This is a genomic window from Sphingomonas sp. BK481 (assembly GCF_014194875.1).
Lineage (GTDB): Bacteria > Pseudomonadota > Alphaproteobacteria > Sphingomonadales > Sphingomonadaceae > Sphingomonas > Sphingomonas aerolata.
This window is the reverse complement of the sequence record NZ_JACIAP010000003.1, coordinates 104,605-128,636: the sequence shown is the minus strand read 5'-3', so window position 1 is coordinate 128,636 and position 24,032 is coordinate 104,605. Positions and strand designations below refer to the sequence as shown.

The following is a 24,032-nucleotide window of genomic DNA, read 5'->3' as shown; positions in this document are numbered from 1 at the left end:
ATAAGGCTAGGTCGACGCGGGATCGATGTAAAGGATTACATCGGTTATCGGTCGACAGCGGCAGCGCCCGGATCCATGACCCGGCGATGCCGACGATCATCGAAGTGGCCGCGATGGCTGGCGTCTCCACCGCAACCGTGTCGCGCGTGCTCAGCCGACCGGACCAGGTGTCCGAAAAGACCCGGCTGCGCGTGCTCGCGATCGTCCGGTCGTCGGGCTACGCCCCCAATGTCGCCGCGCGCAGCCTGCGCACGCTGCGCGCCGCCAAGATCCTGCTGACGGTCCCCGACATCTCGAACCCGTTCTTCGCCAGCGTCATCCGCGGCGCAGAGGAGGCGGCGCGCGACGCGGGCTATTCGGTCGTTGTCGGCGACACGCGGCATGATTCCGCGGTCGAGGATCAATATGCCGACATGCTGTCGCGTCGCGAGGTCGACGGGCTGATCTTCCTCGGCCATCGCCTCCCCGACAGCCTGGCGGCGCTGCTCGCGCGGGAGGGGGGTGCCGCACCGATCGTCAATGGATGCGAATATAGTGCGGATCTCGGCGTCCCCAGCGTCCATATCGACAATGCGGCGGCGAGCGCGGAGGCGATCGCGCATCTCGCCGGTCTCGGCCACCGGGCGATCGGCGTCGTCACCGGCCCCGAGATCAGCCCGATCAGCCGCGACCGTCTGACGGGTGCGCTGCGGGCGGCCGAACTGCGCGGTCTGCGCGACGCGCTGCACGTCGAGATCGGCGATTATTCCGCGGGGTCGGCGTTCGTGGCCACGCGTGCGCTGCTCGCCGCCGGGGTGACGGCGATCTTCTGCTTCAGCGACGAGATGGCGCTGGGGGCGCTGAGCGCGATCGGCGAGGCCGGATTGTCCTGTCCGCGTGACGTGTCGGTCATGGGGTTCGACGATCTTCCGCTCGCACGCTATTTTCAGCCCGCGCTGACCACCATCGCGCAACCCAAGGGGATGATCGGCCGGCGCACCGTCGAGCTGCTCGTCGACATACTGCGCGGCGTCGAATGCCCGCGGCGGCAGACGACGCTCGCGCATACGCTCGTGGTGCGCGGCAGCACAGCCGAGCCGCGCACCGACCCCTAACGTTGACACGCGGCACCGTCCGACGGGCCGCCCGCATCGTCCCTGAGGCCGCGTCCCGCCAAGCGCGCGCGCCGGATGTCGTCGACCGTGCCTCGGCCCCGGCGGACCGCCGCGCCTGCCCGTCCCTCGACCATTCTCAGAAAATATGAAGTTCCAGCAGGCACTTAATGATGCAGCCCGTCAAAACTATCATAAAGGCAGCGGGACTCATCTATTAGATGCTTACAATATGTTCGGCCTTATATTTGCCAATGAAGTCTATAGAATGATTGTAGATATTCAGAAAACAAGATTGTATTATTAGATTCAGACTCAACAAGCGCGATATTTATACAATTACATTGCCTTATTGAATGCAACATAGAGGAAAGGTTTGTGTTGCATCGCAGAATAACAAATGCGCTTTGCTATCACCGTGGGGGGTTTTGTGGCGACACGCGGGGAAATTCTTCAATATGGTGCTGAGCGCAGCCCGGCACCGCCAGCCATTTCTGTCGAACGACGCCTCATGCGGCTTTTCGACATTCTGCTCGCGCTTGTTGCGCTGCTTTTCTTTGCGCCGCTGCTCCTCGTCATTGCCGCAGCCGTCTATGTCAGTGACCCCGGGGCGATCCTGTTTGCGCAACGCCGCATCGGCTATGGCGGTGCCTATTTCCGGTGCTTCAAGTTCCGCTCGATGGCGGTCAACGCGGAGGCGCTGCTCGCCGATCTGCTGGCGTCCGACCCGCAGGCCCGGCTCGAATGGGAATTGAGCCACAAGCTCAAGGAGGATCCGCGCGTCACTCGCGTCGGCAGCTTCCTGCGCAAGAGCAGCCTGGATGAATTGCCCCAGCTGTTCAACGTGTTGCGCGGAGAGATGAGCATTGTCGGGCCAAGGCCGATCGTCGAGGCGGAAAAGCGGCGCTACGGCCGGTATTTCGAGCATTACTGCATGTCGCGTCCGGGGATTACGGGGCTGTGGCAGATCAGCGGCCGCAGCGATGTCTCCTATCAGCGCCGGGTCGCCTTCGACGTCGCCTATTGCCGGTCGCAGTCGCTGTCGCTCTATCTCAGGATCATCCTGATGACCGCGCCCGCGGTACTGATGGCCAAGGGGTCCTACTGACCCGGTTGCACGGTCTGGAGATCGAAGATCGCGGAAAGGATGATCCGCGCCTGCTCGCGCCAGGAATATCGGCTCGCTTGCGCCAGCCCGCGACCCGCGAGCATCCGCGCATAACCGGGATCGTCGAGCACCGAGGTCACCGCACGGTGGATCGAGTCGTGATCATAGGGATCGCAATAGGCCGCTGCATCGCCGCACCGCTCGCGCATCGACGGGATGTCGGAGGCCACCACCGGGCAGGCGAAATGCATCGCCTCGAGCGGGGGGAGGGGGGAGGCTTCGTAGAAGGACGGGAATAACAGGCACCGCGCGTTGCGGTACAGATCGCCAAGCCGGCCGAGATCCTCGACCTGACCCTCGAGGCGGATCAGATGTCTGACGTCGTCGGGAATGCTGACGGGGAGCGGCGACAGAAATGCGCCGGACGATCCGACCAGCACGAGCGGGATGCCGCGTTCGCGCGCCATCGCGATGCCGACCGCCAGCACCCCGGCGATGTTCTTGCGATGCGACAGCGAGCCGACATAGAGGATATAATCGCCCCGGGTCGCGTCGATATCGGGCGGCGGGGCCGCGCGAGCATCGCAGCCGGCCCGCCAGCCACCATTCTGCGCGACGATCAGGCGGTGGCGTGCACCCGGCACCAGGCTGGTGAACATTGCCTTTTCTGTTTCGGACACCGTCACGATCGGATCCGCGCGGCGCAACAGGAACGGCAGCATGAGCGCATGGCCGAGCTTGTAATGACGGCGATAGGCATCGGGAAACAGCCGATAGGACAGATCGTGGATCATCAACGCGACCGGCTTGCGGCCGAGCAACGTCACAATCGGTGCGGTATTGCCGAGGCACAGCAGGCGTCCGCCCTTCACATGGCGGGGCAGCACGAACTGTTCCCAGACATGGCCATGCGCGTGACGCGTCCGTTCCACCTGCATCGCGCGCAGGTTGAGATCGCCGATATCGGCATCGGCTTCGCACACCAGGCGGACGCGCAGCGGCACGTCGCCGTTCGCAACGAGGTGATCGATCTCGCGTGTGATTTCACGTGCAACGCGTTGAACGCCGGTCGTGGGCTGCATCAAGAAGCGCCCGTTGATGACCAATTCCTGCAGCTGGTCCGTCATTATTATCCCCGAACCAAAAGACATGTCGTCCGCGACTAACATCATCATTATGAAAATAAAGTATTTCTATTTTATCAAATTGTACAAAAGATTTTCCAAGCCGTAATAGTAAGCGACATGCTTGCTATGAATAGAAGGTACGTTACAATACAAGTCGTCAAGCAGCTATGCTGGATATTGCTTGGGGGCGAATAGTGGCTTTGATGTATGTCGTCGTGGCCACGGTCGGTCGGGCGTCACTGACGCGTCGAACGATCGATCTGCTGGAACGACAGACGCGACGGCCCGATCGGGTGATCGTCGTGTCGGTCTCGCCGCAGGACGTCGAGGGTGTCGCGGAAAGCCCGGTGCAGCCCGAGATCGTGTTCGCCGGACGCGGCCTGTGCCGGCAGCGCAACGCGGCGCTCGACATGATCGGCGACGCGGCGGCGTTCGTCACCTTCTTCGATGACGATTTCGTCCCCGCGCCCGACTATCTCGAAATGGTCGAGCGCGTGTTCGAAGGCGATCCCGCGATTGTCGGGATCACCGGCGACCTGCTCGCCGACGGCATCAATTCGAGCGGGCTGAGCGTCGAGGCCGCGCTGGCGATCGTCGCGGCGCGTGCCGCCAGCCCCGATTCCCAAGCCGATCCCCAAGCCGACCCGGCGCTGCGCGACCGTCAGGCGCTCTATGGCTGCAACATGGCGATCCGCCTGAGTGCCGCGACCGGACTGCGTTTCGACGAGGCGCTGCCGCTTTATGGCTGGCAGGAGGATATCGATTTCACGACGCAGATCGGACGACGCGGCCGACTGGTTTCGTCCGCGTCGATCACCGGCGTACACATGGGCGTGAAGTCCGGCCGCACGCCGGGCAAGAAGCTCGGCTATTCGCAGATCGCGAACATCGTCTATCTGAAGCGAAAGGGTACGATGCAGCCGCGGCTGGGCGAACGGCTGATGACCGCGAACGTCATCGCGAATCTGGTGCGCAGCCTGTGGCCCGAGGCGCATGTCGATCGGCGCGGGCGCTTGTGGGGCAATGTCCTGGCCTTTGCCGACCTGACCCGCGGCAAGCTCGATCCCCGCAAGATCGAGCGGATGTGAGCAGCACCGCGACGCCGATCTATTTCAACGGCAAATTCTATGCGGGCGGGATGAACGGGGTGCACCGCGTGTCCGATCGGCTTATCCGCGAGGTCGACGCGTTGCTCGCCGCGATGCCGCCCGAACGTCGCCCGCCGGCCCGCCTGCTGATACCCGCGCGGCGGCAATGGCAGCCCGTGCTGCGCGCGATCGAACTGGTCGAGCAGGCGGACGGCGATACGCAGCGATGGGAGCAGCTCGTCCTGCCCGCGCGCGCGGCCGACGGCGTGCTGGTCAACCTCGCCAACCTCGCGCCGATCCGGCATCGTCGCAAGATCCTGCTGATCCACGACGCGCAGTTCCTCTTTCCCGACAGCTCCTATCCATGGCGGCAGCGCGTCGGATACCGGCTGCTCGTGCCGCGCATGGCGCGCAGCAGCGCGGCCGTCCTCACCGTGTCGGCCTATTCCCGGCAGATGCTCGACCTGCTCGGCGTGGTCGATCGGCGGATGACCGAAGTCCTCCACAACGGCGTCGACCATATTCTCGACGGCGAGTCCGACCGCGACGCGCTGGCGCGACTGGGGCTCACCGCGGGGCGCTATGTGCTCCTGTTCGGCAGCCCCAAGGCTTATAAGAACAACCACGTCGTGTTCGAGGCCTTTGCCGATGGCGCGCTGGCGCCGTTGCAGCTCGTCGTGGTCGGCGCGGATCGCGCAGCGCTCGACGCGGCTGGCCTGACGCCGCCGCCCGACGCGCTGTTCGTCGGCCGCTGCGACGATGCGACGCTGCGCGCGCTCTATATGGACGCGCATGCGCAGGTCTTTCCGTCGCGCACCGAAGGCTTCGGGCTCCCGCCGCTCGAGGCGATGCTGTGCGGTTGCCCGGCGATCGTCGCGCCGGCGGGCGCGATTCCGGAAATGTGCCGCGATGCGGTCCTCTATGCCGATGTCGACGATCCGGCGGGGTGGCGGCAGGCCATCACCGCGCTGGCCGATCCGGTTGTCCGGTCGGCGAAGCGCGCCGCCGGCCATGACCGGGCCGCGGCGTTCCGCTGGGATTCGGCGGGACGGCAGCTGCTGGACGTTATCGAGCGTGTCGCGCGTGACTGAGGGGATCGATGCGCGTGCGTATGCACCGGCGGGGCCGGGCGCTGATCGAAGCGATCGCGGCGTGACCCGCCAGCGCCCGCATTATGCAGCGCTCGACGGGCTGCGCGGGCTGGCGGCGATATCGGTCCTGCTCTTCCATCTCGGTCATTGGCAGGGTCATCCCTGGCTGGCGGCGAATGCGGGGCTAGCGGTCGATTTCTTCTTCTGTCTGAGTGGCTATGTCCTGTCGGTGGCGTATCGCGACACGCTTGATCAGGGGATGGCGACGCGGACGTTTGCCGTCCTGCGGCTCGTCCGGCTGATGCCGCTCGTCATTCTCGGCACGCTGATCTCCGCCGCCTATCTCGCCGCGCGCATCGTCTTGCTGCACGATTCAACCATCACTATCGCCGAATTGAGCCGTGCGACCGCGTTCGGGCTGTTGTGCCTGCCGATGCTCGACGCGAGCCGGGCGATCGGCGGGCCACAGGTCTTTCCGCTCAACGGCCCGCAATATACGCTGTTTCTCGAAATCGTCGTCAACATCGCCTGGGCGGCGCTGCGCCGGATCGACGGGATGGGGAGCGCGCTGGCGATCGTCGTGGCGGGATATGCGCTGATGGCGCTGGTCGGGATAGGCGGGGACGAGGTGGCGAGCTTCTGGACCGGCCTGCCGCGCGTGTTCGGGGCCTTTTACGCCGGGGTCGGGCTCTATCATGCGCAATCGCGGTTCGCGCTGATCCGCAATGCGCGGTGGCGGTTCCTGTTCTGGCCGCTGCTCGGGCTCAGCGCGCTGCTCTTCTACTGGCCTCAGGGCCTGTCCTTCTGGGTCGGATGGAGCTGGTCGCTGATCGTCTCGCCGCTGCTGGTGCTCAGCGGGGCGCATGTCGTGCTGCGCGGCCGGGTGGCGCGGGCATCGGCGGTGCTGGGGGCGCTCTCGTTCCCCGTCTATGCGCTGCATTATCCGATCTTCGTCTGGATCAACGCGGCCTATCAGGCGATCCTTGGAAGCAGGAGCTTTGCGGTCGGCACCGGGCTGGCGCTGCCCGGCGTGCTGATCGCGAGCTGGCTGATTCTGCGGTGGTGGGACGAACCGGTGCGCCGTGCCATGACGACGTGGTTGCGCACCCGCGCGCCGCAGCGCATCGCGAACGGCGTCTGAGATGACGCAGGCGGCCCCCATTGCCGGACGCACCACCGCGGGTGCCGCGTGGCTCATCGCCTCGCGGTTCCTGGCGCGGCTGATCGACTTTGCCAGCCTTCTGCTGCTCGCCAACTATCTGGTGCCGCAGGACTTCGGGCTCGTCGCGATCGCGATGACGCTGGTCCGGATCGTCGAGGCGGTCTTCGAACTGCCCGTGGGTCAGGTGCTCGTCCGCGCCGAGGCTATCAGTCGGCCGATGCTGGAAACCGCGTTCACGCTCGGCGTAATGCGCAGTGCCGTGCTCGCGGTGGGTCTGGCCTTGCTCGCGATACCCTTTGGCTATTTCTACGGCGACCCGCGGCTCGTCCCGCTGATCTGCTTCATCGCGCTCGCCCCCGCGCTGCGCGGCCTCGTCAGTCCGAAGATGGCGCAATATGCCAAGGATATCAGTTTCCACCGCGACCTGATCATCGAGGTCGGCGGCCGCGGCTGCGCCTTTGTCGCGGCCGCGGCCTGCGCGATCCTGACGCGCAGCTACTGGGCGATCGCCGCGGGAACGGTCGTCGCCCCCGCCTTCATGGTGCTGGCCTCCTACTGGTTCGCCCCCTTCCGCCCGCGCTTCGGACTCGGGCGCTGGCGCGAATTCGCCGACCTGCTCGGATGGACGACCGCCGCGCAGGCCGTGACCGCGATCAACTGGCAGATCGACCGGCTGGTGCTCGGCTTCACCGTCTCGCGCGCGCAACTGGGGACGTTCTCGCTCGCCAGCGACCTTGCCAGCCTGCCCGACCAGGCGGTGCTCAAGCCGACGATCCGGCCGCTGCTGGCGGCCTTCTCGATGGTGCGACACGATCCCGAACGCCTGCGCGAGGCCTATCTGCGGACGACCAGCACGATCGTCAGCGCCGTCCTTCCCGTCCTCGTCGCGATCAGCATCCTCGCACAGCCGCTCGTCGCCTTCGCGCTCGGGCCGAAATGGCAACCGGCATCGCCGCTGCTGCAATGGCTGGTGCTGGCAATGATCCCGACGCTGTTCGCTGCCGCGCTCGCGCCGCTCGCCATGGCGCTGGGCCAGACCGCGATCTTCTTCCGGCAGAGCCTGTGCGAATTGTGCATCAAGGTGCCTGCGACGATCCTCGGCGCGCTGTATTTCGGCGTCGCCGGCGCGATCGCCGCGCGGGCGGGATCGTCCCTCGTCACGGGCATCGTGTCCGCGGCCTATGTCCGGAGCCTGATCGGCGTCCCGCTCGGCGTGCAGCTCGTCCGGCCGTGGCGGGCCTTTGCCGCATCCGCGGTGATGGCCGCGCTGTTGCTCGCGCTGCGCCCCTGGCTGCAGACGCTGACCGGGTTCGACCGCGGGCTCGGGCTCGTCGGCGCCGGGGCGGGGGGGATGATGCTGTATCTCGTCGTGCTGATGCTGGTCTGGCAGGCCAGCGGCCGCCCGCGAGGGATCGAGACGGTCGCCGCGGACCGGTTTCACCGGCTCGTGTCACGGCGTACGCGCGGGGTCGCGTGACCCCCGCGGCCCGCCCCCTCGCGCGGGGCGGGTCACAGCAGGCCGTGTTTACCAGGAATGACTCCAATAGGTGACGACCGCGGCGTCCGGAAAGAGAGTGCGGCCGACCTCGATCGGCAGGATGCGGCGGTCGGTGCGCAACCGGTTGCACAGCCGCTTGTGGAACATGTTGGTCCAGTCGAGCGGATACCAGTTCCGGCCGTCGAGCAGCGTCGGTCGCGCATAGCGCAGCCGGGTGCGCTGTCGCTCGGTAAGCTTGGCGAGCAGCGGCGCGAGCAGCGCCATGACCGCGGCTTCGTCGAGCGCGACGAACGCGTCATAGGCCTGTTTCAGCAGCACCGGGCCGGTCATCGTCTCCGGCCCGGCGGCGATCCGTGCGGCGGCATCCGGGATGCGCTCCGCCGCCTCGATCATGCGGTGGATCGCGAACAGCCAGAAGATCTGTGACGGCCGGGATGCCATGATCGCGTTGGGAATGGCGTGCGCGAAATCGGGATTGCCCCCCATGCGACACAGCACGACCGCACCGGTCGACGCGCTGGGCCGGATCGGGCGCAGGCATTCGGTATCCATGTCGGCGTACAGGCCGCCGAATTCGAGCAGGAAGAAGAACCGCACGGCATCCGCGCGGAAGATCTCCTGCGGATAGCTGTCATAGACCGGCAGCGCCCAGGCGAACCGATCGGCGATGAAGGCGCGGTTGTCGGCGTCGTCCCAGAGCAGCACGCGACAGTCGGGGTTGGTGTCGACGAAGGTCTGCCGCCAGTGCCGGTAATTGCCGGGAATTACCGACCGGCTTTTCCACGTCTGGAAGATCACGGCGGGAAAGTCGTCCAGATCCGCGTCGTCGAGCGTGACCACGTCATTGCGATAGCTGCCCACAACGGGATCGTCGGACACCACAGGCGTAACGGCTGCCCGATCGCGGGCGTCGTGGCGCAGAAACCGCGCGATGCGCCAGGCGGAATCATCACGCAGCGAATGCACGACGCGTTTCACTCGCAGACTTAAAGGCTCCGCCATTGCCGCAAATCCCTCATTATTGGTCATAAGTCTGAACATAAAAGAAAGTCGAGTTGTAGCCCGTGATGCAGGATATTGAGCCAAGTAATGGAATCAAAGGAAAAACATACTAGTGTCTAAGAAATAAAGTCTGCCGCACAAGACATACACAAAATACATGCGGAAAGAATGTGGAGAGGGTCAGATTTGATGTTCTGGACGGCCTGCGGGGCGTTGCCGCCTTCGCTGTTCTTGTCATGCACGTCACGCCGTATAATGCGATCCTGATAACCCCGCACGCCGCGCTGGCGGTCGACTTCTTCTTCGGCCTGAGCGGTTTCGTGATCGCGGCCGTCTATGAGGAGCGGATCAAGGCGGGGATGTCGTTGAAGGCCTTCATGTGGGTGCGCGTGGTTCGCCTGTATCCGTTGATCGTTCTCGGCGCCGTCATCGGTGCGGCAGGGTTTGTCCGTCTTTACGATGGCGGGATGCTGGCGCTGCTCTTCGTGACCGGGGTGCTGATGATCCCGACCCCCTATGGTGCGCTGTCGGAAGACCAGTGCATGTATGCGCTCAATGCGCCGAGCTGGTCGCTGCTGTGGGAATTGCTCGTCAATCTTCTCTATGGCGCGATCGCACCGCTCCTGCATAACCGGATGCTTGCGGTCATCGTCGGCGTATCGGCCATCGCGCTGGCGGCGACCGGCCTTTATTTCGAGACGCTCGCGGTCGGCCCTTATTGGCCGGAAGGCTGGGCGGGGCTCCCCCGCGTGATGTTCTCGTTCTTTGCCGGAGTCGGGGTGTACAGGCTGCGCCGGGCGGGCCTGCTCGACCGACTGCGCGCGCCCGTCCGGGCGATAATCGCGACGCTGTGCGGGATTATGGCGATGCCCCGGCTGGGTGCGTGGAACGGCGTGTATGAGGTCGCCGCGGCGATCCTCCTCTTCCCGCTGCTGGTCGCGGCCGGCGCTAATGCGACGGTCACGCGCACTGTACCGCTGTGCCGCACGCTGGGGGCACTCTCCTATCCGGTCTATATCCTGCAGGGCGGTATCGCTCCGCATATCCGCGGGCTGGCCGGTCATCTGCACATCCAGGGTCTGGCAGCAACGCTGCTGGCGATCCTGATGTCGGTCATATTCACGGTGTTCGCATGGGTCGCGGTGAAGACGTTCGACGAGCCTGTGCGCAAGTGGTTGCTCCACCGCACCCGCCTGACACATCCCGCCAAGGCGGCACGCTAGGCGCAGGGTCAGACCATCGCTGCATCGTGCATCGTCGCCTGGCCGGGCGGGGGGCCGGCCTGGATCCGCTGCGGCTTGCGCGATACCGCCGGGCGCAAGGCCAGCGCGGCCCCGGCAAATACCGCGAAGAGCACGCCCGGGTCGGGTGTCGGACTGCCGACCGCGGCGGGCACCATCGAGGCGAAGCAGACCCAGGACGCCGCGGCGCCGACTGCGGCGCGAGGATCGGCGGGGGAGACATAGGTGCTCAGGCGCAGGGGTTTGAAGACCTGCAACAGATAGCTCACGAAGCAGACGATGCCGATCACGCCCATCGATCCCATGATCGCGGTGATCAGCGACGACGACCGGAAGCTGCCTGCGCCGATACCGAGGCCATAGCTTTCAAGAAACGCCCGGTAACCGATCAACGACCAGAATTGCCGTTGTTCGCTCGATTGCGACTGGGATTTTTCGAGGGTGAAATGGGTGATCATATCGCCGAATTCGGCGACCAGCTGCGGGTACCAGACGCTGGCCGCGGCAACCACCATGACGAAGAGCATCGTCGTCGCGCCGAGCACGAGCAGGCGATCCACCCGCATCGTCTTGGGAAAGACGACCGACCGGAGAAAGACGAGGACGGCATAGGAGACGAGGCCGAGATAGGCCAGGCTCGACGTGCTGGCGCCCAGCGCGAGCCCCAGCGCGAGCGCGCACGGGCCCGTCAAACGCGGCATCACGTCGCGGATCCAGCATTCGAACAGGAACACGAACAGCATGAACCCGAATCCGCCATAGGCGGACGCCTCGGGCGCGATGCCGTTCATCCTGACAAAACCGCGATAACTATTGTCGATCTGCGCATAGGCGCCGTTGCGGAAGAAGGTCAGGACAGCGTTGCCCGGCACCGCCACGCTGGCGATGCCGATGACGACATGGATCAGGGCGACCACGGCGACCGTCTTGACCAGCAGACGCCATGCATCCTTGTGCGTGAGCGCCACATAGGCACAGATCGTGACCATCACCGTCCCGAGAAGGTAGATGGCGGTGGTCAGATTCTGCGACGTCGGCAGCAGGCGCTGGGTCGCATAGGTGAAGCGTTCCATCGATTCGTAGCGGTTGAGCGCGCGGACGCGCATCGGCACGACGTCGATCTGGCCGGCATAGAGCCGCGGCAACAGGATCGCGCCGACGATGCCATAGGCGACGAAGATGATCATCAGGATGTTGGCGCGCAACGCGGCCGCCAGCGCGGGCACGTTGATCGATCCGGGCAGCAGCACGCGAATCGTGAGGAACACGGCGGCGAACTCGATCGGCGGGATCGACGACGCGCCGATCGCGGGAAGATCGATCGCCGACGACCCCATCATCAGCGCGGAGACGAGCACGAAGGCGAGCATGCCCGGCACGGTACCGAACATGAGCAGGAGGAAGCCGATGACGAGCTGAACAGCGCCGATGAGCGTCAGATGCATCCTGCAGGTCCCTTGGTGGCGTCGGGCGAAATGGTGCTGCCCGCTTCGGTGAGCCGGATCCGATAGGTAAAGGCGTCGTGTCCCGGGATCTGGTTGGGGCCGACCGACAGATCGACCGTCTCGCCGGTGCGCAACGTCACGGTCTGGTCGGTGGCCGTCCAGCGATCGACGACGACCGCGCCTGCGACCCGCTTGCCCCTGACCAGAAGCGCGACGTCGAGCCCGTCGCCACCGGGTGATTTCGCGATGCAGGCGGCAATGCGCGCGGTCATCGCGGCGGGGGCGGTGTAGCGGATCACGGCGCGGGCCGCATGCGCCGCATCGCCCGCGACCGCGCCGCCGGTGTCGCTGATCGCCAGCGGCCGCGTGAAGCGGCTGCCAAAGGCGCTCGTCCACATCCCGTCGAGGATGCCGAGCGCGTGGCGCTGTCCGTCGGCGCCTTCGACCCAATAGGACCAGGGGGCGCTGCCATAGCCGCTGAGGCTGTCGGCGAGCACCGTGCCGCGCGTGAAGGCGAAGCGTCCAGCGCCGATCACGACGACCGGATCCGGACCGATCGCGACGCTGGTGCCGGGCAGGGGCCGGTTGCGCGCCGATAGGATGCGCCCCGCATCGAACCGCAGCGTCCCGGATGGACCCCAGACCACCCAGCGATCTGCACCGAAGCGATAGAGCCGGACATCGCGATCGCCCGTGTCGATACGCTGCGCGCGCCCGGCGGGCAGCATGTGCGTGGTGAGCAGCGTGAAGGCCTCCGCTGCGGGCTTGGCCGCCTGCGACTGTGTGAAGAGACCCATGTTCCGAAAGAATCGCTGGTCGATCAGCGCGTACCAATAGGCGCGCCGGACCCCGCTCGCGCTCATCAGCGTGACGAACTTGACCAGTTCAGGCGCGGCGAGATCGGGCGTCGGGTAATTGTCGCTGAACTCGGTCGCCCAGATCGGGATCGGCGTGCCGTAGCGGCGCATCGTCGCGTCGAGATGCGCGATCTCCCAGTCGATATTGTCCGCCAGGTGGCGATAGGGATGCACCGCGACGCCGTCGGCGACACCAAGCATCCCGGCCTTGAACAGCGTCTCGAGGAACCCGGTGCCGATCATGTTGGTCGAACCGCCAAGGATCGCGACGGACGGGTGGCGCGGCTCGATATGGTCGCGGACGACCGTCAGCAGCGCGACATAGGCGGCGGCGGGGTCGACACCCTTCGGATAGGCCAGGTTGCCGCTATTGATCTCGTTGCCGACCTCGATCGCGGTGACGCAGCCGGGGAGGCGATCGAGGACCGTGCCGACATAGGCCGCATAGGCGGCCATCGCCGTCGGCGTGCTGACGGTATGGCCGCCGTCATAGAGCGGGTGGCGTGGGTCGAGCGTCAGCAGGACGTCACCGCCGCTGCGGTGGCAATAGCGGGACAGGGTGCCAGCGACGCTACCCTCGATCGCATATTTGCCCGGACGCGGTTCGCCCGAAGCCCAGGGGATCGAATCGCGCAACGACCCGGCGGTGACGTCGATCGCCCGATCGCCCCATGCGGCAGGCCAGTTCTGGCTGAAATGAGTCTGGACGCCGAGACGCATTAGCGGGGTCCCGGGCTGCTGCTGCGCGCTGCCGGCGACCGCGAACGCCGTGCAGATTGCCGCGATCAGGGCCCTGCGGCGCATCATGCCTCCAGCGCCGCCAGGATCCCGGCATCGAAATGCTCGAGGGCGAACCGTTCCGCCTGCGCCACCGCATCGGCGGGGTCGAATTCCGGCAGCCATGCCTCCATCGCGCGAACGCCGTCGATCAGCGATCCGACCGTCTGGTGTTCGAAGAACAGTCCGGTCTTGCGCTCGACCAGGCTGTCGCGGATCCCGCCGCGTGCATAGGCGAGGACCGGGCGACCCGATGCCATCATCTCGACCGGCACGATCCCGAAATCCTCCTCGGGCGTGAAGATGAGCGCCTTCGACGTCGCATAAGCGTGGCGCAGTTCGTCGAACCGCATCCGCGGGATGATCCGGATCGTCGGGCCGGCGCGCTTGCGCAGCTCGGCCGCCATCTCGCCGTCACCGACCATCAGCAGGGGCAGTTGCAGCGCGTTGAACGCATCCACCGCCAGGTCGGCACGCTTGTAGGGCGTCATCTGGCCGACCCACAGATATTCGTCGCCAACCACGGCGGCCGGGGTGAAGAGACTCGTGTCGACCGGCGGATGGACGACGACTGCATCGCGGCGCCACGCCTTGGCGATCCGCTTCTTGATGAACTGCGAATTCGCGACGACGATGTCGATCCGCGCCGCGCTCGTCATGTCCCAGTGGCGCAGCCGGCCGAACAGCAAGGTCATCATCAGCCGGGTCAGGCGTCCCGCGCTGCCGCGATACTGATGGTAATGATCCCACAGATACCGCATCGGCGAATGCGCATAGCAGAGGTGCACCGTATCGGGATCGGTGATCACGCCCTTTGCCGGGCCCGATTCGCTGCTGATGACGAGGTCGAAGCCGCGCAGGTCGAGCTGTTCGAGCGCCATCGGCATCAGCGGCAGATATTTCTGATAGTGACGCCGGGCCCCCGGTAGCCGGTTGATGAAGCTGGTATGGACCGGGCGCTCGCGGATCGTTTCAGACACCGCGCTGGCGTCATAGACATGCGTAAAGATCTCGGCGTGCGGAAACAGGTGCAGCAGCCGCTCGACCACCCGTTCGCCGCCGCGCATCGTGACGAGCCAGTAATGCACGATCGCCACCCGCTGCGGCCACCCTTCCGGGCGGCTGCAATTCGGGACGGACGGGGCGCGACACGGGTCACGACACGGGGCACCGGGCATGATCGCTTCAGCCTGGCGGGCCAGACTGCCGATGCCGGCATCGACGACCAGCTCAGGCATAATAGCCCTTGTAGTCGTGGTAATAATAGGTCGAGTCGCCATAGCCGAACCGCGCCTGTTTGCGGATGTCGACCTTGGTCAGCGCGATTCCGGCAAGGTGGATGCGGTCGAGCGGCAGGAGCCGCAGTGCCGAGCGGATCGCATGATCGGGTGTCTTGCGCCACCGCGCGACAAACACCGCGACATCCGCCTTGCCGAGCATCAGCCGCGCATCCGCGATCGGCAGGACCGGCGCTGTATCGAGCACGATGACGTCGAACCGGTCACGCAGCGCGTCGAGCAATCCGTCCATCTTGTCGCCGATCATGAGGTCGCCGTCGAAATCATCATCCGCCGCGATCGGCAGGACCATCATCCCGGTCGCTGTGTCCTCGACCAGCGCGGCTTCGAGTGTCGCCTCGCCGCGAAGCACCTGCATGAGGCCCGGGCGATCTGCTTCGGTGCGCAGGAACCGGCTGACGCCGTGGCGGCGAAGGTCGCAATCGACGAGCACGACCTTTTCCCCGGCCAGACCCATCGACCGTGCCAGGCAGATCGAGGTCGTCGTCTTGCCTTCCTGCGCGAGCGCGGACGTGATCGCGATCACCTTGGCGGGGGCGTGGGCGGCAAAGGTGATCGACGCGCGCAGGCTGCGGATCGATTCGGCGAACGCCGAGCGCGGCTCGGCCGCGATCGCCGAGGGCGGGGACTTCGCCGATTTGGTCACCGAGGCGAGCAGCGGCACCGCGCCGAGATAGCGGACCCCCAGACGCTGTTCGATATCGTCGCCCGTGGTCAGCCCCGTGAACGCCATCTCGGTGAGGAAGGCGGCGACCAGGCCAAAGCCGAACCCAAGCACGGTCGTCAGGATCAGGTTGAGCAGGATATTGGGGCTGGTCGGGGTGTCGGGGATCGCCGCCAGCTTCAGGACGGAGGCATCGGCCTGCTCCGTGCCGAGCCGGGCCAGCTGCTCCTGATAGCGCGTCAGATAGGATTCATAGGTCGACCGCGCGGTCTTGTTGTTCTGCGCCAGGTTGTTGAGTTCGACGGTGGCGGCGTTGTTGCCGGCCAGTTCGGCCTGCGCGCCGCTCAGCGTTCCGGACAGCGACGCGAGACGGCCCTCCGACACCCGCGTCTTCGCCGCGAGGTTCGAGATGACGCGCGCGATTTCGTTGCTGATCTGCTTGTCGATCGCGGCGAGCTGGCTGTTCGCGCGCAGCACGTCGGGATGACGCGCGCCATAGCGGGTCGTGAGCTCGGCGACCTGAGCACTCAGTGCCGACTGGTTCGCGCGCAGACCCGACACGACGGACGACCCCAGCGCCTCCCCGACATCATCGCCACGCGAGCCGGAACGAAGCTGCGCCCGCGCGGTCGACAGGCGGGCCTGGTCCTCGGCCAGCGCGGCGCGGGCCGCGGCGACGGCCTGGTTGTACGTCGAGATCTCCTGCTCGGTGAGCGACAGGCCCTGCGTGCTCGTCAGGTTGTGCTGGATGCGATAGCGTTGTTCGGCCGCATCGGCGGCCTGCCAGCGCGCGCGCAGATCCTCTGCGCGGCGGGCGATCATCGCGGTCGAATCGCGGTTCTCGACCTGCTTCTTCGCCAGCGACCCCTCGGTATATTGCCGCGCGAATTCGTTGACGATCCGCGCCGCCATCGCCGGGTCGGTGTCGCTGAACGAGATGTGGAGTGCGTAGGTCGAGTTCAGCCGCGTCGCGGTGACGCCGTCCTGAACATAGGTGATCGCCGCGGCTTCCGCCTCCGCCGCAGTCGGTCGCGCGACTTTCGGCGGTGCCGTGAACCAGCTTGTGATCCATGTGCGGATGCCACGGGGCTCCTGCAACGATGTGAAGCGCGGATCCGACGGCAGCGCCAGTGCCGAGGCGACGCGACGGGCAAAGGCCTCGGAGCGGATGATTTCGACCTGGGTATCGACGAAATTCGCGCTGGGTTCGGCGCGGTCGAGATCCGGCCGCTCGCCGACCCCCGCTGGCGTGAGCGCCGATTGTTTGACGTTCAGCGACACCTGCGCGACCGCGGTATAGGACGGCGTCTGCCGGAACGTCAGTACCAGGCCGATTATCAGGATGCTGAGGAAGACCAGGAGGAAGATGCCGAGCCGCCGACGGAACATCGCGACAAGCGCGCGCGCATCGATCCGATCCTGCGCGACCTCGCTAGCCTGCGGGGTATAGGGGCTGATCGGCATGGCATTGCCGCCGCCATAGACTTGGATCGCGGTTGTCACTTGCTCATTCTCCATATCCCGGGAATGTCGTTTGCTGGTCGGATCATCGGCGCGGGGCTCATAGTTGAAGCCGCATGCCGAGAAATATTCGGGTCTTGTCGAAGCGTCGGCCAATGCCCAGACTGTCGACTCCGCTCGCCTGATCGGGGCGGGTTCGAAGATAGTCGAGCCGAAGCGTCGACGAGATCAGTCGGCTGAACAGATAGGTCGCACGCGCCGAGCCTGTCATCTGCGTCTGCGTGCGGTCGATCAGGCCGTATAGATTGCGCGAATAGCCCGCGGTCGCGCCGACGATCAGGTTCCGGCGGAGCTCGTAGTCGGCGAGCAGCGTCCCGGTGGTCGTGGTGATCGCGCCCAGCGTCGGGCTGGGCGCGCGCTGCAGCGCGCGATTGAGCGTGAACGACGCGGTGGCGAGCGGGGTCGGGTTCCACGTGATCGCCGCGGAATAGTTCAGGCCATTGGTGCCATCGAGCGAGGGCTCGCGGTAGGTCTGGGCGAAATATCCGATGCCGATGCTGCCGTAGAGCAGCGGGGTCACGCCGAACGCGATGCCGGTCAAGGCGCTATAGCTTGTCGAATCGCCGCTCGGCCCGGCAGGTTCGTTGATATAATCGGCCGTATTGACGGTGCCGCGAACGAACACGCCGGCGGCAGGCGCGACGGGCATCGTCAGCTGGATGTCGCCGAGGATCGAGCGGTAATTGCGCTGGCTGTTGTCGACCTTGCGCCCGCCCGCGGCTTTGCGATCGCCATAGCGGAATTCGTCGAACGTGAAGCTGGCGCGGGTCAGAAGCGGCCCGAAATCATGGTCCGCGCCCGTGCCGAAATGATAGTCCATGAAATTGACCGGTTCGCCGTCCAGCGCCGTGTCGCCGGTGCTGCCGCGTGCTTCGATGAGCCGGCCGACGCGGGCGTCCGCGACCAGATGCGTCCTGCTGCCGATATCGAAGCGACCATCGGCGCCGATTTGATATTGTTCGGCATTTTCGACGGGACGGTCGACAAAGCGTTGGATGTCGCTGCTCGCCCGCACCGTGACCGCATTGCGCGACCAGTTGGAGCGCGCGACGACCGCGGGGCGCAGCGTGAAGATGAGGTCGTCGAGCACCGGGCTTTGCAGCGCGCGGACATTGCTGTCGTAGCCCGTGTTCGCGTCGAGCGAGGGCAGGATCGTGAACGTCCCGAGGCGAAGCCCGATCGGATCATAGTCCGGCCGCGTACGCTCGAGCACCGACTGCGCGCCGAACCGGCCCGCCGACATCTGCGCCGACGCACTGCCGGGCCTGCCGCCGCCGCCGATGAGCAACGTTGCGCACACTGCCCGCGCGATCAGCGCGACACTCTTCTTACGCTCAACCAATACGCCGCCCCCCAAGAGCTCTGCCCGGCCCCGCCGCCGTCTTTGTGTCGAACTTCGGCAGGATCGGAGAAGCCGTGCCCCATCACATCCGTATAACTACAATATTCTGTCGATGCGGCAAATGATCGTTATTGTATGCAAGTTACAGTTGGTGTCTCGTTTGGTAAAAAAGTTGATCTTACATTCGATGCTGTAACATGCGTCCTGTGAAGCAGGCTTCAATACATTTTATGATGTAGGCGGGGGTGTATGGGGAGGCTGTGAAGGCGGGATAAGGCCAGATGACATATGATCAGACGTCCTGCCTTCGGGCTAGATCGGAACATGATACCAGACGATGACGGCAATCTGGGCTAGGTCTTGCTGATCCGCGGTGAGCGGGTGTTTCACCGATAAGCACCTGAACTGTATAGGAAGACTTTGAGTTGTGCGCGCCGGACCCCTTGGGGTTTTTGCAAGCCGGGCGCTCTTCGGCCTGGCCGCATCGGCATCATGCGTCCGCGGTACGACATGTCCGCGGACCGGGCGCCGGTCGGCATCGGCGGTCCCGATGCTATCGCCATTTCCGTCCCGGCCGAGACGCCTCGCTGCAATGAAAGCGGCGATTATTTACAATGGTCATGAATAGCGATGTCTTGCCCGAAGAAAACGTAGATACCGTCGTCAAAGCACATGATGTCGGGCAGGCCGGGTCTGGTTGTGTCTGGAACTTTGGCAGTAAAGTTTCTGTTCTCAACGCCGTACGGATCCCTGATCCTGTCGCCGTCTCATTGTCGAACCGAAGGGCGAAGCGAATCATGACGGCGATCATCACGCGTTTGATTGCGGGTACGCGGCGGCGCGGCACGCGTGTCGGCCGCCACGTCGATCGTCAGCCCTGCGCCGCGTTGCGCGGCAATCGATTCCCCGTTGCGGCGCAGCGGGCGGTGCGACGATGACGGCCCTTACCCCGCCCGCGCGTACCGGGGCCGATCATGACCGCAAGTTGCTGCTCGATCTTCTGCGGGGGCTCGCGGCGATCGCTGTGATCGCGCTGCACGTCGGCGATATCGTCTTCGTGCCGCTGATGCCCGGCGGGTATCTGGCGGTCGATTTCTTCTTCGTGCTCAGCGGCTATGTCATCGCCACGGCGTATGACCGCCGCCTGTCGACGACGATGCGGTTCGGGCCGTTCGTGGGGATGCGGTTCATCCGGCTCTATCCGCTGTTCCTGGTCGGGGCAGGCCTGGGGCTGGTCAAGGTTCTGGCGCAGTCGCATCTGCACGCGCGGTTTGCGCTCGACGGCGGGCAGCTGGTGCTCGCCACGGTCAGCAACCTCCTGATGCTGCCCTATCTCCTTCCCTATCCCAGTGTGTTTCCGCTGAACGCGCCAGCCTGGTCGCTGTCGTTCGAGCTGTTCGTCAACCTGCTCTACGCATGGATCCTGTTCCGCGCCCGAACCCCGTGGATCGTCGCGCTCGCGGTCGCTGCGGCGGTGGTGATCGCCGCGGGGCCGATGCTCTACGGGACCGACCGGCTGATCGCCGGATCGACCGCGGATCGACTGCCGTTCGGGCTGGCGCGGGTGTTGTACGGCTTTCCGATCGGGATGCTGCTGGCCCGATTGCCGGCGATCACCGCGCGCCCATCGGCCAAAGCGAGCATGGCGCTGGCAGCGGTGCTGCTGTTCTGCCTCGCGCTGCCGCTCACCGGCGCGGCGTCGCTGGCGAGGGATCTCGCGTTCGTTCTGGCGGGCGGGCCGCTGCTCGTCTGGGCGGGGAGCCGGTTCGAGGTGCCGCCCCGATGGCGGCGGGTGGCCGCGTTCCTGGGCGACCTCTCCTATCCGCTGTACATCCTTCACTATCCGATAGTGTTGTCGGTCGCATTTATCGGGTTGCGACAGGGTTTCGCGCCCGCGACCATTATCGTGGCATCCCTGGCGTTCGTAATTGCCGCCTCGATTGTCGCCATGCGCTATTATGATGGACCGGTTCGGGTATGGCTATCAAGACGATACCGTCGCCGGGAATCGGCCATGCCATTGTCGGCGACGGTTATCCCAAGCTGATATCTCTGTATTTCTCTTTGTCGGCAATTCCGATACAGTCATGACAATCATAGTTTGGGGAAAATCATGCGTCCTATAGTCTATTTTCGGGCCGTCATCATTGCATCCCTGGCGGTGGCGACCGGATGCACGCAGGCGGAGCCGCCGGTTCTTTCCGCGTCCGACATGGCGATCGTTGAGGGATACAGGCTGGGTGCCGGCGACAAGTTGCGGATCACGGTGTATAACGAGCCCAATCTGACCGGCGAATATAGCATCACGCCGTCGGGGACCGTGGCGTTCCCGCTGATCGGCGCGATCAAAGCGGGTGGCCAGACGATCGAGCAGGTGTCGCAATCGGTGACGGCAAGCCTTGCCCAGGGCTATGTCAACAATCCGCACGTCAGCGTCGAGGTCCTTAACTACCGCCCTTATTACATCCTGGGCGAAGTCGTGCGGCCGGGCGAGTTTCCGTTCGTGAACGGCATGACGATCGAGCAGGCGGTCGCGGCCGCGGGCGGGTTCTCCTATCGGGCCAATCGCAACCGTATCTATATCCGTCGCGCACGGGCGACCGAGGAGCGCACCGTCGTCATTCGCGAGCAGCCGATCGAGGTCCAGCCCGGCGATACGATCCGCGTCGGCGAACGCTATTTCTGATCGCGATCCACGACGGGTTTAACCCGAAATTGAGGTGTCCCGGTTATGGCTATAGCCATGATTCGAGGACCCTCCCACTGGATCACCGGCGCAGACGTGGTCATGGCCGCGCGCGGCGGCCTGGTGCTGCTCGTCATCGCGGCGGGTCTGCTGTCTGCCGCGGATCTGATCGCGGCTCCGCTGGGCGCAATCATCGCCTATGCGCTGGCGCTGTTGCTGCTGCTCGGCCTGCCGATGGTGCGCAGCGCGGATATCGCCGGGCTTGGCGCGATCGGCCTGACGCTCGGCGAATTCGCGGGATCGGCGTTTTTCCATCATTCGATCGACGCGATGCGGTTGCTCTATGGCATGGCGGCCTTGGGCGCGGCGATCCTGCCGATGCGTGCGCAACGGCTACGCGCGACGGCGCTCGCCAATCCCTATCGGGTCCTTGCCGGTAGCGAGCGCCGTGGCGCCGGCAGCGTCCGCGCCGGAAAAACCACTATGGCCGACGACGGTAAGGGCGTCGTCAAGACCGGCTATGCGACGACAACCGCGGCCAGGACCGCCCGGGCGGACCGCCGGGGCGCACGCGGGGGCGCATTGCCGCTGCTGCTTCCCGCGCCGGCGTCAGTCACGCTGCCATAGCGACGCGACGCGTATAGGCGTCGAGCAGGCGGTCGATCCACGCGTCGGGCGTCAGCGCGAGCCCGCGGGTGTGGCCATAGGCCGCCTCGCTCATCCGGCGTGCGAGCGCATCATCCTCGGCAATCAGCCGGATCGCGGCGGCAAACGCGAGCGTGTCGCGCGGTTCGATCGCCAGCCCGGCGCCCGCTGCGACGATATCGTCTGCGAGGAAGGCGGTATCGGTGATGATGACGGGCAGACCGCTCCACAGCGCCTCCGCCGCGACCAACCCATAGGGCTCGGGGTAGCGGCTCGGCATGACGAGCATCCGCGCGCGTTCCGCATAGCCGCGGATCGCCGCCGGCGGCTGCTGGCCCATGAAGGACATTTCGGGGTAGCTGGCCTGTAGCGACTCGCGCAGGACGCCGTCGCCGATCACGCGCAAGGTGCACCCCGCCGCCCGCGCCGCCGCGGCGGCGAGATCGGGACCCTTGGTCGCTTCGAGGCGGCCGATGAACAGGATTTCGGCGTTGCGTTCGGCCTCGACCCGGGTGCTGCACCAGGGCACGACCGGATTGGGCAGTGCTTCGATCGCCGCGTCCGGAATGCCCGCGCGCATCAAATACGGGCGCATCGATTCGTGGATCGCCAGAACGGGCGGCGAGTGGCGCGGATCATAATGATGGCGTTGCACCGCCTGCCGACCGACCCGCCAGAGCTTGTGCGCGTAACTGCGACGATCGCAGTTCGCGCCGATGCAGCCGGGCGACATCGGCGTCAGCGTGCAGACCGCGCCGGTCTTCAGAAACGCGAACGCGCCGTTCGGACAGGCCAGGAAGAAATCATGCGCCGAATAGACGAGCCGCGCCCGCACCGGTGCGATCGCGGCGAACAGCGACGGCGACAGGATCTGTGCCCAGCCATGCACATGATACACCGTCGACGGGCGATCATTGGCGGCGATCCAGCGCGCGACCATGTCGGCGGCCGCGCGATTATAGACGCCGCGGGTCAGCGCGGTGAGCGCGCCGCCCGACAGCAGCCGCTTGCTTCCCAATGCGACGATCTCGACACCCTGGTCGCGAAGCGCCGGGTTGTCGCCATCATCGCCGGTAACGAAGGTGACGCGGTAGCCGCGTGCGCGAAACGCCGATGCGGATGCCAGCGCGAGTGCGGTCGCCCCGCCCTTGGGTACCGACAGGTCGTTGATGACGACGATATGATCGATCATGAACGCGCCGCGACCGCCGCCCTGAGTGCGCGGGCAAGCGCCGCAACGTCGCCGGCCGCCGCATCGATCAATGCCGTGCACGCGGCCCGATCGACCCCGGCCTGCTCGGCCCGTGCGGCTAGCTCGGCAAGCGCGGTCGGCGTGATCGTCGCGGGGTCGACGAAATAGGCCGATCGGCCCGCAATCTCGGCAAAGCTTTCCAGCTTCGGGTCCCATTTAAGAAGGATCGTCGGAACCGCGAAGGAATGCGCGGCGATGCAGGCGTGCATGCGGTGCGCAACCATCAGGTCGCAGCTCGAGATGAACGTGGCGAGGTCACCGGGCGTGGCGAAATCGGCGATGCGGGTGATGCGGGTCGGCGCGGCTGCCGCGATCCAGTCGGCCGCGTTGCGATTGAGATACGCCCGGTCCTCGGGGCTGCCGTTGGTGAACAGCCCGACGGTCCATCCCGCCTGGGCGAGCGCCGTCGCCACGCCACCATACCAGTGCGCCATGTCTCCGGCATCCGTGTCATGGCCGTGATAGCGCAGCGCGAGCGGATCGGTGATGCACAGTCCGACGCTACGGCGATCGGTGGAGGCGGGGCCTCGCGGATAGTGCCGGCTGGCCAGCAGACCCGGGTCGCGAACCAGCCCCGCCCGGGGGATCGGTGCGGGAAGGAGGTCGTCCCAGATCTCTCGCGATCGTCCGTCGCGCACCGTCGCATAGACCATCGTGGCATTTCGCAGTCCGTCGGCGAACAATCGCCTACCGGTCGCGGACCAGTTCCGCGCCACGCCGACCGCAAAGACCGCGGCCGGCAAATTGACGGCTTCGGACAGCGCGGCGTGGATCTTGACGGGAAAATTGAGATCGCTGTCGCTGAACAGATTGCCGCCGCCGACGACGACCGCATCGCAATCGACGAGCTGGCGGCGAAACGCCGGGCGCAGCCGGATCGCCGCTAGCGCCGAGAGGATCGTGCGGGTCGCGACGCGGCGCAGCGGCGCGGGCATTCCCTCGAGCACGGCGAGCATCCTGCCCCGGCTGGCATTACCGGGCGCGTAGCCCGTCCTGCCGGCAAGATCGATCGAGACCGCATCGATCCCGGCGCGGTGCAATTCGAGCTCGGTGCATTCGGACAGCAGCCCATCGCCCAGATTCGGGCTGTATTTCACATTGAAAAGCGCGACCTTCAAAGCAGCGCCTCCTAGGCTG

At 65.7% G+C, this 24,032-nt stretch carries 20 protein-coding genes; 11 read left to right on the top strand and 9 right to left on the bottom strand.

All coding sequences use genetic code 11. The annotated features are described in order from the left end of the window. The first annotated feature begins 86 nt into the window (after positions 1-86). Both FHY04_RS06875 and FHY04_RS06870 read left to right on the top strand, forming a co-directional pair. Entirely contained in the window at positions 87-1,094 is a 1,008-nt protein-coding gene (locus FHY04_RS06875; protein WP_183935939.1) for a LacI family DNA-binding transcriptional regulator, read from the top strand. Positions 1,095-1,602: 508 nt separating this feature from the next. After that, positions 1,603-2,199, top strand: coding sequence for a sugar transferase (locus tag FHY04_RS06870; RefSeq protein ID WP_042466930.1), 597 nt, complete (start codon positions 1,603-1,605; stop codon positions 2,197-2,199). On the opposite strand, the gene FHY04_RS06865 is transcribed toward FHY04_RS06870, so the two are convergent. Further along, positions 2,193-3,326, bottom strand: a complete 1,134-nt coding sequence (locus FHY04_RS06865) for a glycosyltransferase family 1 protein (protein WP_183935938.1) — start codon at positions 3,324-3,326, stop codon at positions 2,193-2,195. The genes FHY04_RS06870 and FHY04_RS06865 overlap by 7 nt on opposite strands. Positions 3,327-3,529: 203 nt before the next feature. On the opposite strand from FHY04_RS06865, the gene FHY04_RS06860 reads away from it, so the two are divergent. The 4 genes from FHY04_RS06860 to FHY04_RS06845 all read left to right on the top strand — a co-directional run bounded on the left by FHY04_RS06860 (position 3,530) and on the right by FHY04_RS06845 (position 8,144). After that, positions 3,530-4,414, top strand: coding sequence for a glycosyltransferase family 2 protein (locus FHY04_RS06860; RefSeq protein WP_243845674.1), 885 nt, complete (start codon positions 3,530-3,532; stop codon positions 4,412-4,414). Beyond that, a complete protein-coding gene (locus FHY04_RS22880; protein WP_183935937.1) occupies positions 4,411-5,505 on the top strand; it encodes a glycosyltransferase family 1 protein in 1,095 nt (364 codons plus the stop codon). The genes FHY04_RS06860 and FHY04_RS22880 overlap by 4 nt, the downstream gene beginning before the upstream one ends. Before the next feature lie 61 nt (positions 5,506-5,566). After that, positions 5,567-6,646, top strand: a complete 1,080-nt coding sequence (locus FHY04_RS06850) for an acyltransferase (protein WP_183935936.1) — start codon at positions 5,567-5,569, stop codon at positions 6,644-6,646. Between the two features lies 1 nt (position 6,647). Continuing rightward, positions 6,648-8,144 (top strand): lipopolysaccharide biosynthesis protein, encoded by a 1,497-nt coding sequence (locus FHY04_RS06845; protein WP_183935935.1) that lies wholly within the window; start codon positions 6,648-6,650, stop codon positions 8,142-8,144. A gap of 48 nt (positions 8,145-8,192) precedes the next feature. Here FHY04_RS06845 and FHY04_RS06840 read toward each other — a convergent pair whose 3' ends face one another. Next, positions 8,193-9,167, bottom strand: coding sequence for a glycosyltransferase family 32 protein (locus FHY04_RS06840; RefSeq protein ID WP_183935934.1), 975 nt, complete (start codon positions 9,165-9,167; stop codon positions 8,193-8,195). Between the two features lie 170 nt (positions 9,168-9,337). Between FHY04_RS06840 and FHY04_RS06835 the strand changes: the two genes are divergently transcribed. After that, positions 9,338-10,390 carry an acyltransferase gene (locus tag FHY04_RS06835; RefSeq protein WP_183935933.1) on the top strand — a complete coding sequence of 351 codons (1,053 nt, stop codon included), beginning with the start codon at positions 9,338-9,340 and terminating at the stop codon, positions 10,388-10,390. A gap of 8 nt (positions 10,391-10,398) precedes the next feature. Here the strand turns inward: FHY04_RS06835 and FHY04_RS06830 are convergent, their stop codons facing one another. The 5 genes from FHY04_RS06830 to FHY04_RS06810 all read right to left on the bottom strand — a co-directional run bounded on the left by FHY04_RS06830 (position 10,399) and on the right by FHY04_RS06810 (position 18,312). Further along, positions 10,399-11,853, bottom strand: a complete 1,455-nt coding sequence (locus tag FHY04_RS06830) for a glycoside hydrolase (protein WP_183935932.1) — start codon at positions 11,851-11,853, stop codon at positions 10,399-10,401. Continuing rightward, complete coding sequence (locus tag FHY04_RS06825) at positions 11,844-13,514, bottom strand: hypothetical protein (protein WP_183935931.1); 1,671 nt, start codon at positions 13,512-13,514, stop codon at positions 11,844-11,846. The genes FHY04_RS06830 and FHY04_RS06825 overlap by 10 nt, the downstream gene beginning before the upstream one ends. Next, positions 13,514-14,554: a glycosyltransferase gene (locus FHY04_RS06820; RefSeq protein WP_260171409.1), complete on the bottom strand. Its 1,041-nt coding sequence runs from the start codon at positions 14,552-14,554 to the stop codon at positions 13,514-13,516. Before FHY04_RS06820 ends, FHY04_RS06825 begins: the two co-directional genes overlap by 1 nt. 163 nt (positions 14,555-14,717) lie before the next feature. Next, positions 14,718-16,952 carry an AAA family ATPase gene (locus tag FHY04_RS06815; protein WP_311723967.1) on the bottom strand — a complete coding sequence of 745 codons (2,235 nt, stop codon included), beginning with the start codon at positions 16,950-16,952 and terminating at the stop codon, positions 14,718-14,720. 58 nt (positions 16,953-17,010) lie between these two features. After that, positions 17,011-18,312, bottom strand: coding sequence for an outer membrane beta-barrel protein (locus FHY04_RS06810; RefSeq protein WP_183935930.1), 1,302 nt, complete (start codon positions 18,310-18,312; stop codon positions 17,011-17,013). 620 nt (positions 18,313-18,932) lie between these two features. Between FHY04_RS06810 and FHY04_RS06805 the strand changes: the two genes are divergently transcribed. From FHY04_RS06805 to FHY04_RS06790, 4 genes are all read left to right on the top strand, one after another. Next, the gene (locus tag FHY04_RS06805; protein WP_183935929.1) at positions 18,933-19,250 is read left to right on the top strand and encodes a hypothetical protein; all 318 of its coding nucleotides are present in this window, start codon (positions 18,933-18,935) and stop codon (positions 19,248-19,250) included. Then, positions 19,247-20,359 carry an acyltransferase gene (locus FHY04_RS06800; RefSeq protein WP_183935928.1) on the top strand — a complete coding sequence of 371 codons (1,113 nt, stop codon included), beginning with the start codon at positions 19,247-19,249 and terminating at the stop codon, positions 20,357-20,359. Before FHY04_RS06805 ends, FHY04_RS06800 begins: the two co-directional genes overlap by 4 nt. 114 nt (positions 20,360-20,473) lie before the next feature. Then, positions 20,474-20,998: a polysaccharide biosynthesis/export family protein gene (locus tag FHY04_RS06795; protein WP_311723959.1), complete on the top strand. Its 525-nt coding sequence runs from the start codon at positions 20,474-20,476 to the stop codon at positions 20,996-20,998. Between the two features lie 45 nt (positions 20,999-21,043). Next, on the top strand, positions 21,044-21,625 hold the full coding sequence (locus tag FHY04_RS06790) for a hypothetical protein (RefSeq protein WP_221211692.1): 582 nt from the start codon (positions 21,044-21,046) through the stop codon (positions 21,623-21,625). Here FHY04_RS06790 and FHY04_RS06785 read toward each other — a convergent pair. Further along, a complete protein-coding gene (locus FHY04_RS06785; RefSeq protein ID WP_183935925.1) occupies positions 21,612-22,835 on the bottom strand; it encodes a glycosyltransferase family 4 protein in 1,224 nt (407 codons plus the stop codon). The genes FHY04_RS06790 and FHY04_RS06785 overlap by 14 nt on opposite strands. After that, positions 22,832-24,013: a polysaccharide pyruvyl transferase family protein gene (locus tag FHY04_RS06780; RefSeq protein ID WP_183935924.1), complete on the bottom strand. Its 1,182-nt coding sequence runs from the start codon at positions 24,011-24,013 to the stop codon at positions 22,832-22,834. Before FHY04_RS06780 ends, FHY04_RS06785 begins: the two co-directional genes overlap by 4 nt. Between the last annotated feature and the right edge of the window lie 19 nt (positions 24,014-24,032).

Bases quoted from the DNA above. Each gene is read 5' to 3' on its own strand.
- FHY04_RS06865 (WP_183935938.1), bottom strand. From the start codon at position 3,326: ATGACGGACCAGCTGCAGGAATTGGTCATCAACGGGCGCTTCTTGATG.
- FHY04_RS06840 (WP_183935934.1), bottom strand. From the start codon at position 9,167: ATGGCGGAGCCTTTAAGTCTGCGAGTGAAACGCGTCGTGCATTCGCTG.
- FHY04_RS06820 (WP_260171409.1), bottom strand. From the start codon at position 14,554: ATGCGCGGCGGCGAACGGGTGGTCGAGCGGCTGCTGCACCTGTTTCCG.
- FHY04_RS06845 (WP_183935935.1), top strand. From the start codon at position 6,648: ATGACGCAGGCGGCCCCCATTGCCGGACGCACCACCGCGGGTGCCGCG.
- FHY04_RS06800 (WP_183935928.1), top strand. From the start codon at position 19,247: ATGACGGCCCTTACCCCGCCCGCGCGTACCGGGGCCGATCATGACCGC.
- FHY04_RS06830 (WP_183935932.1), bottom strand. From the start codon at position 11,853: ATGCATCTGACGCTCATCGGCGCTGTTCAGCTCGTCATCGGCTTCCTC.
- FHY04_RS06870 (WP_042466930.1), top strand. From the start codon at position 1,603: ATGCGGCTTTTCGACATTCTGCTCGCGCTTGTTGCGCTGCTTTTCTTT.
- FHY04_RS06875 (WP_183935939.1), top strand. From the start codon at position 87: ATGCCGACGATCATCGAAGTGGCCGCGATGGCTGGCGTCTCCACCGCA.
- FHY04_RS06805 (WP_183935929.1), top strand. From the start codon at position 18,933: ATGAATAGCGATGTCTTGCCCGAAGAAAACGTAGATACCGTCGTCAAA.
- FHY04_RS06785 (WP_183935925.1), bottom strand. From the start codon at position 22,835: ATGATCGATCATATCGTCGTCATCAACGACCTGTCGGTACCCAAGGGC.
- FHY04_RS06790 (WP_221211692.1), top strand. From the start codon at position 21,044: ATGGCTATAGCCATGATTCGAGGACCCTCCCACTGGATCACCGGCGCA.
- FHY04_RS06860 (WP_243845674.1), top strand. From the start codon at position 3,530: ATGTATGTCGTCGTGGCCACGGTCGGTCGGGCGTCACTGACGCGTCGA.
- FHY04_RS06825 (WP_183935931.1), bottom strand. From the start codon at position 13,514: ATGCGCCGCAGGGCCCTGATCGCGGCAATCTGCACGGCGTTCGCGGTC.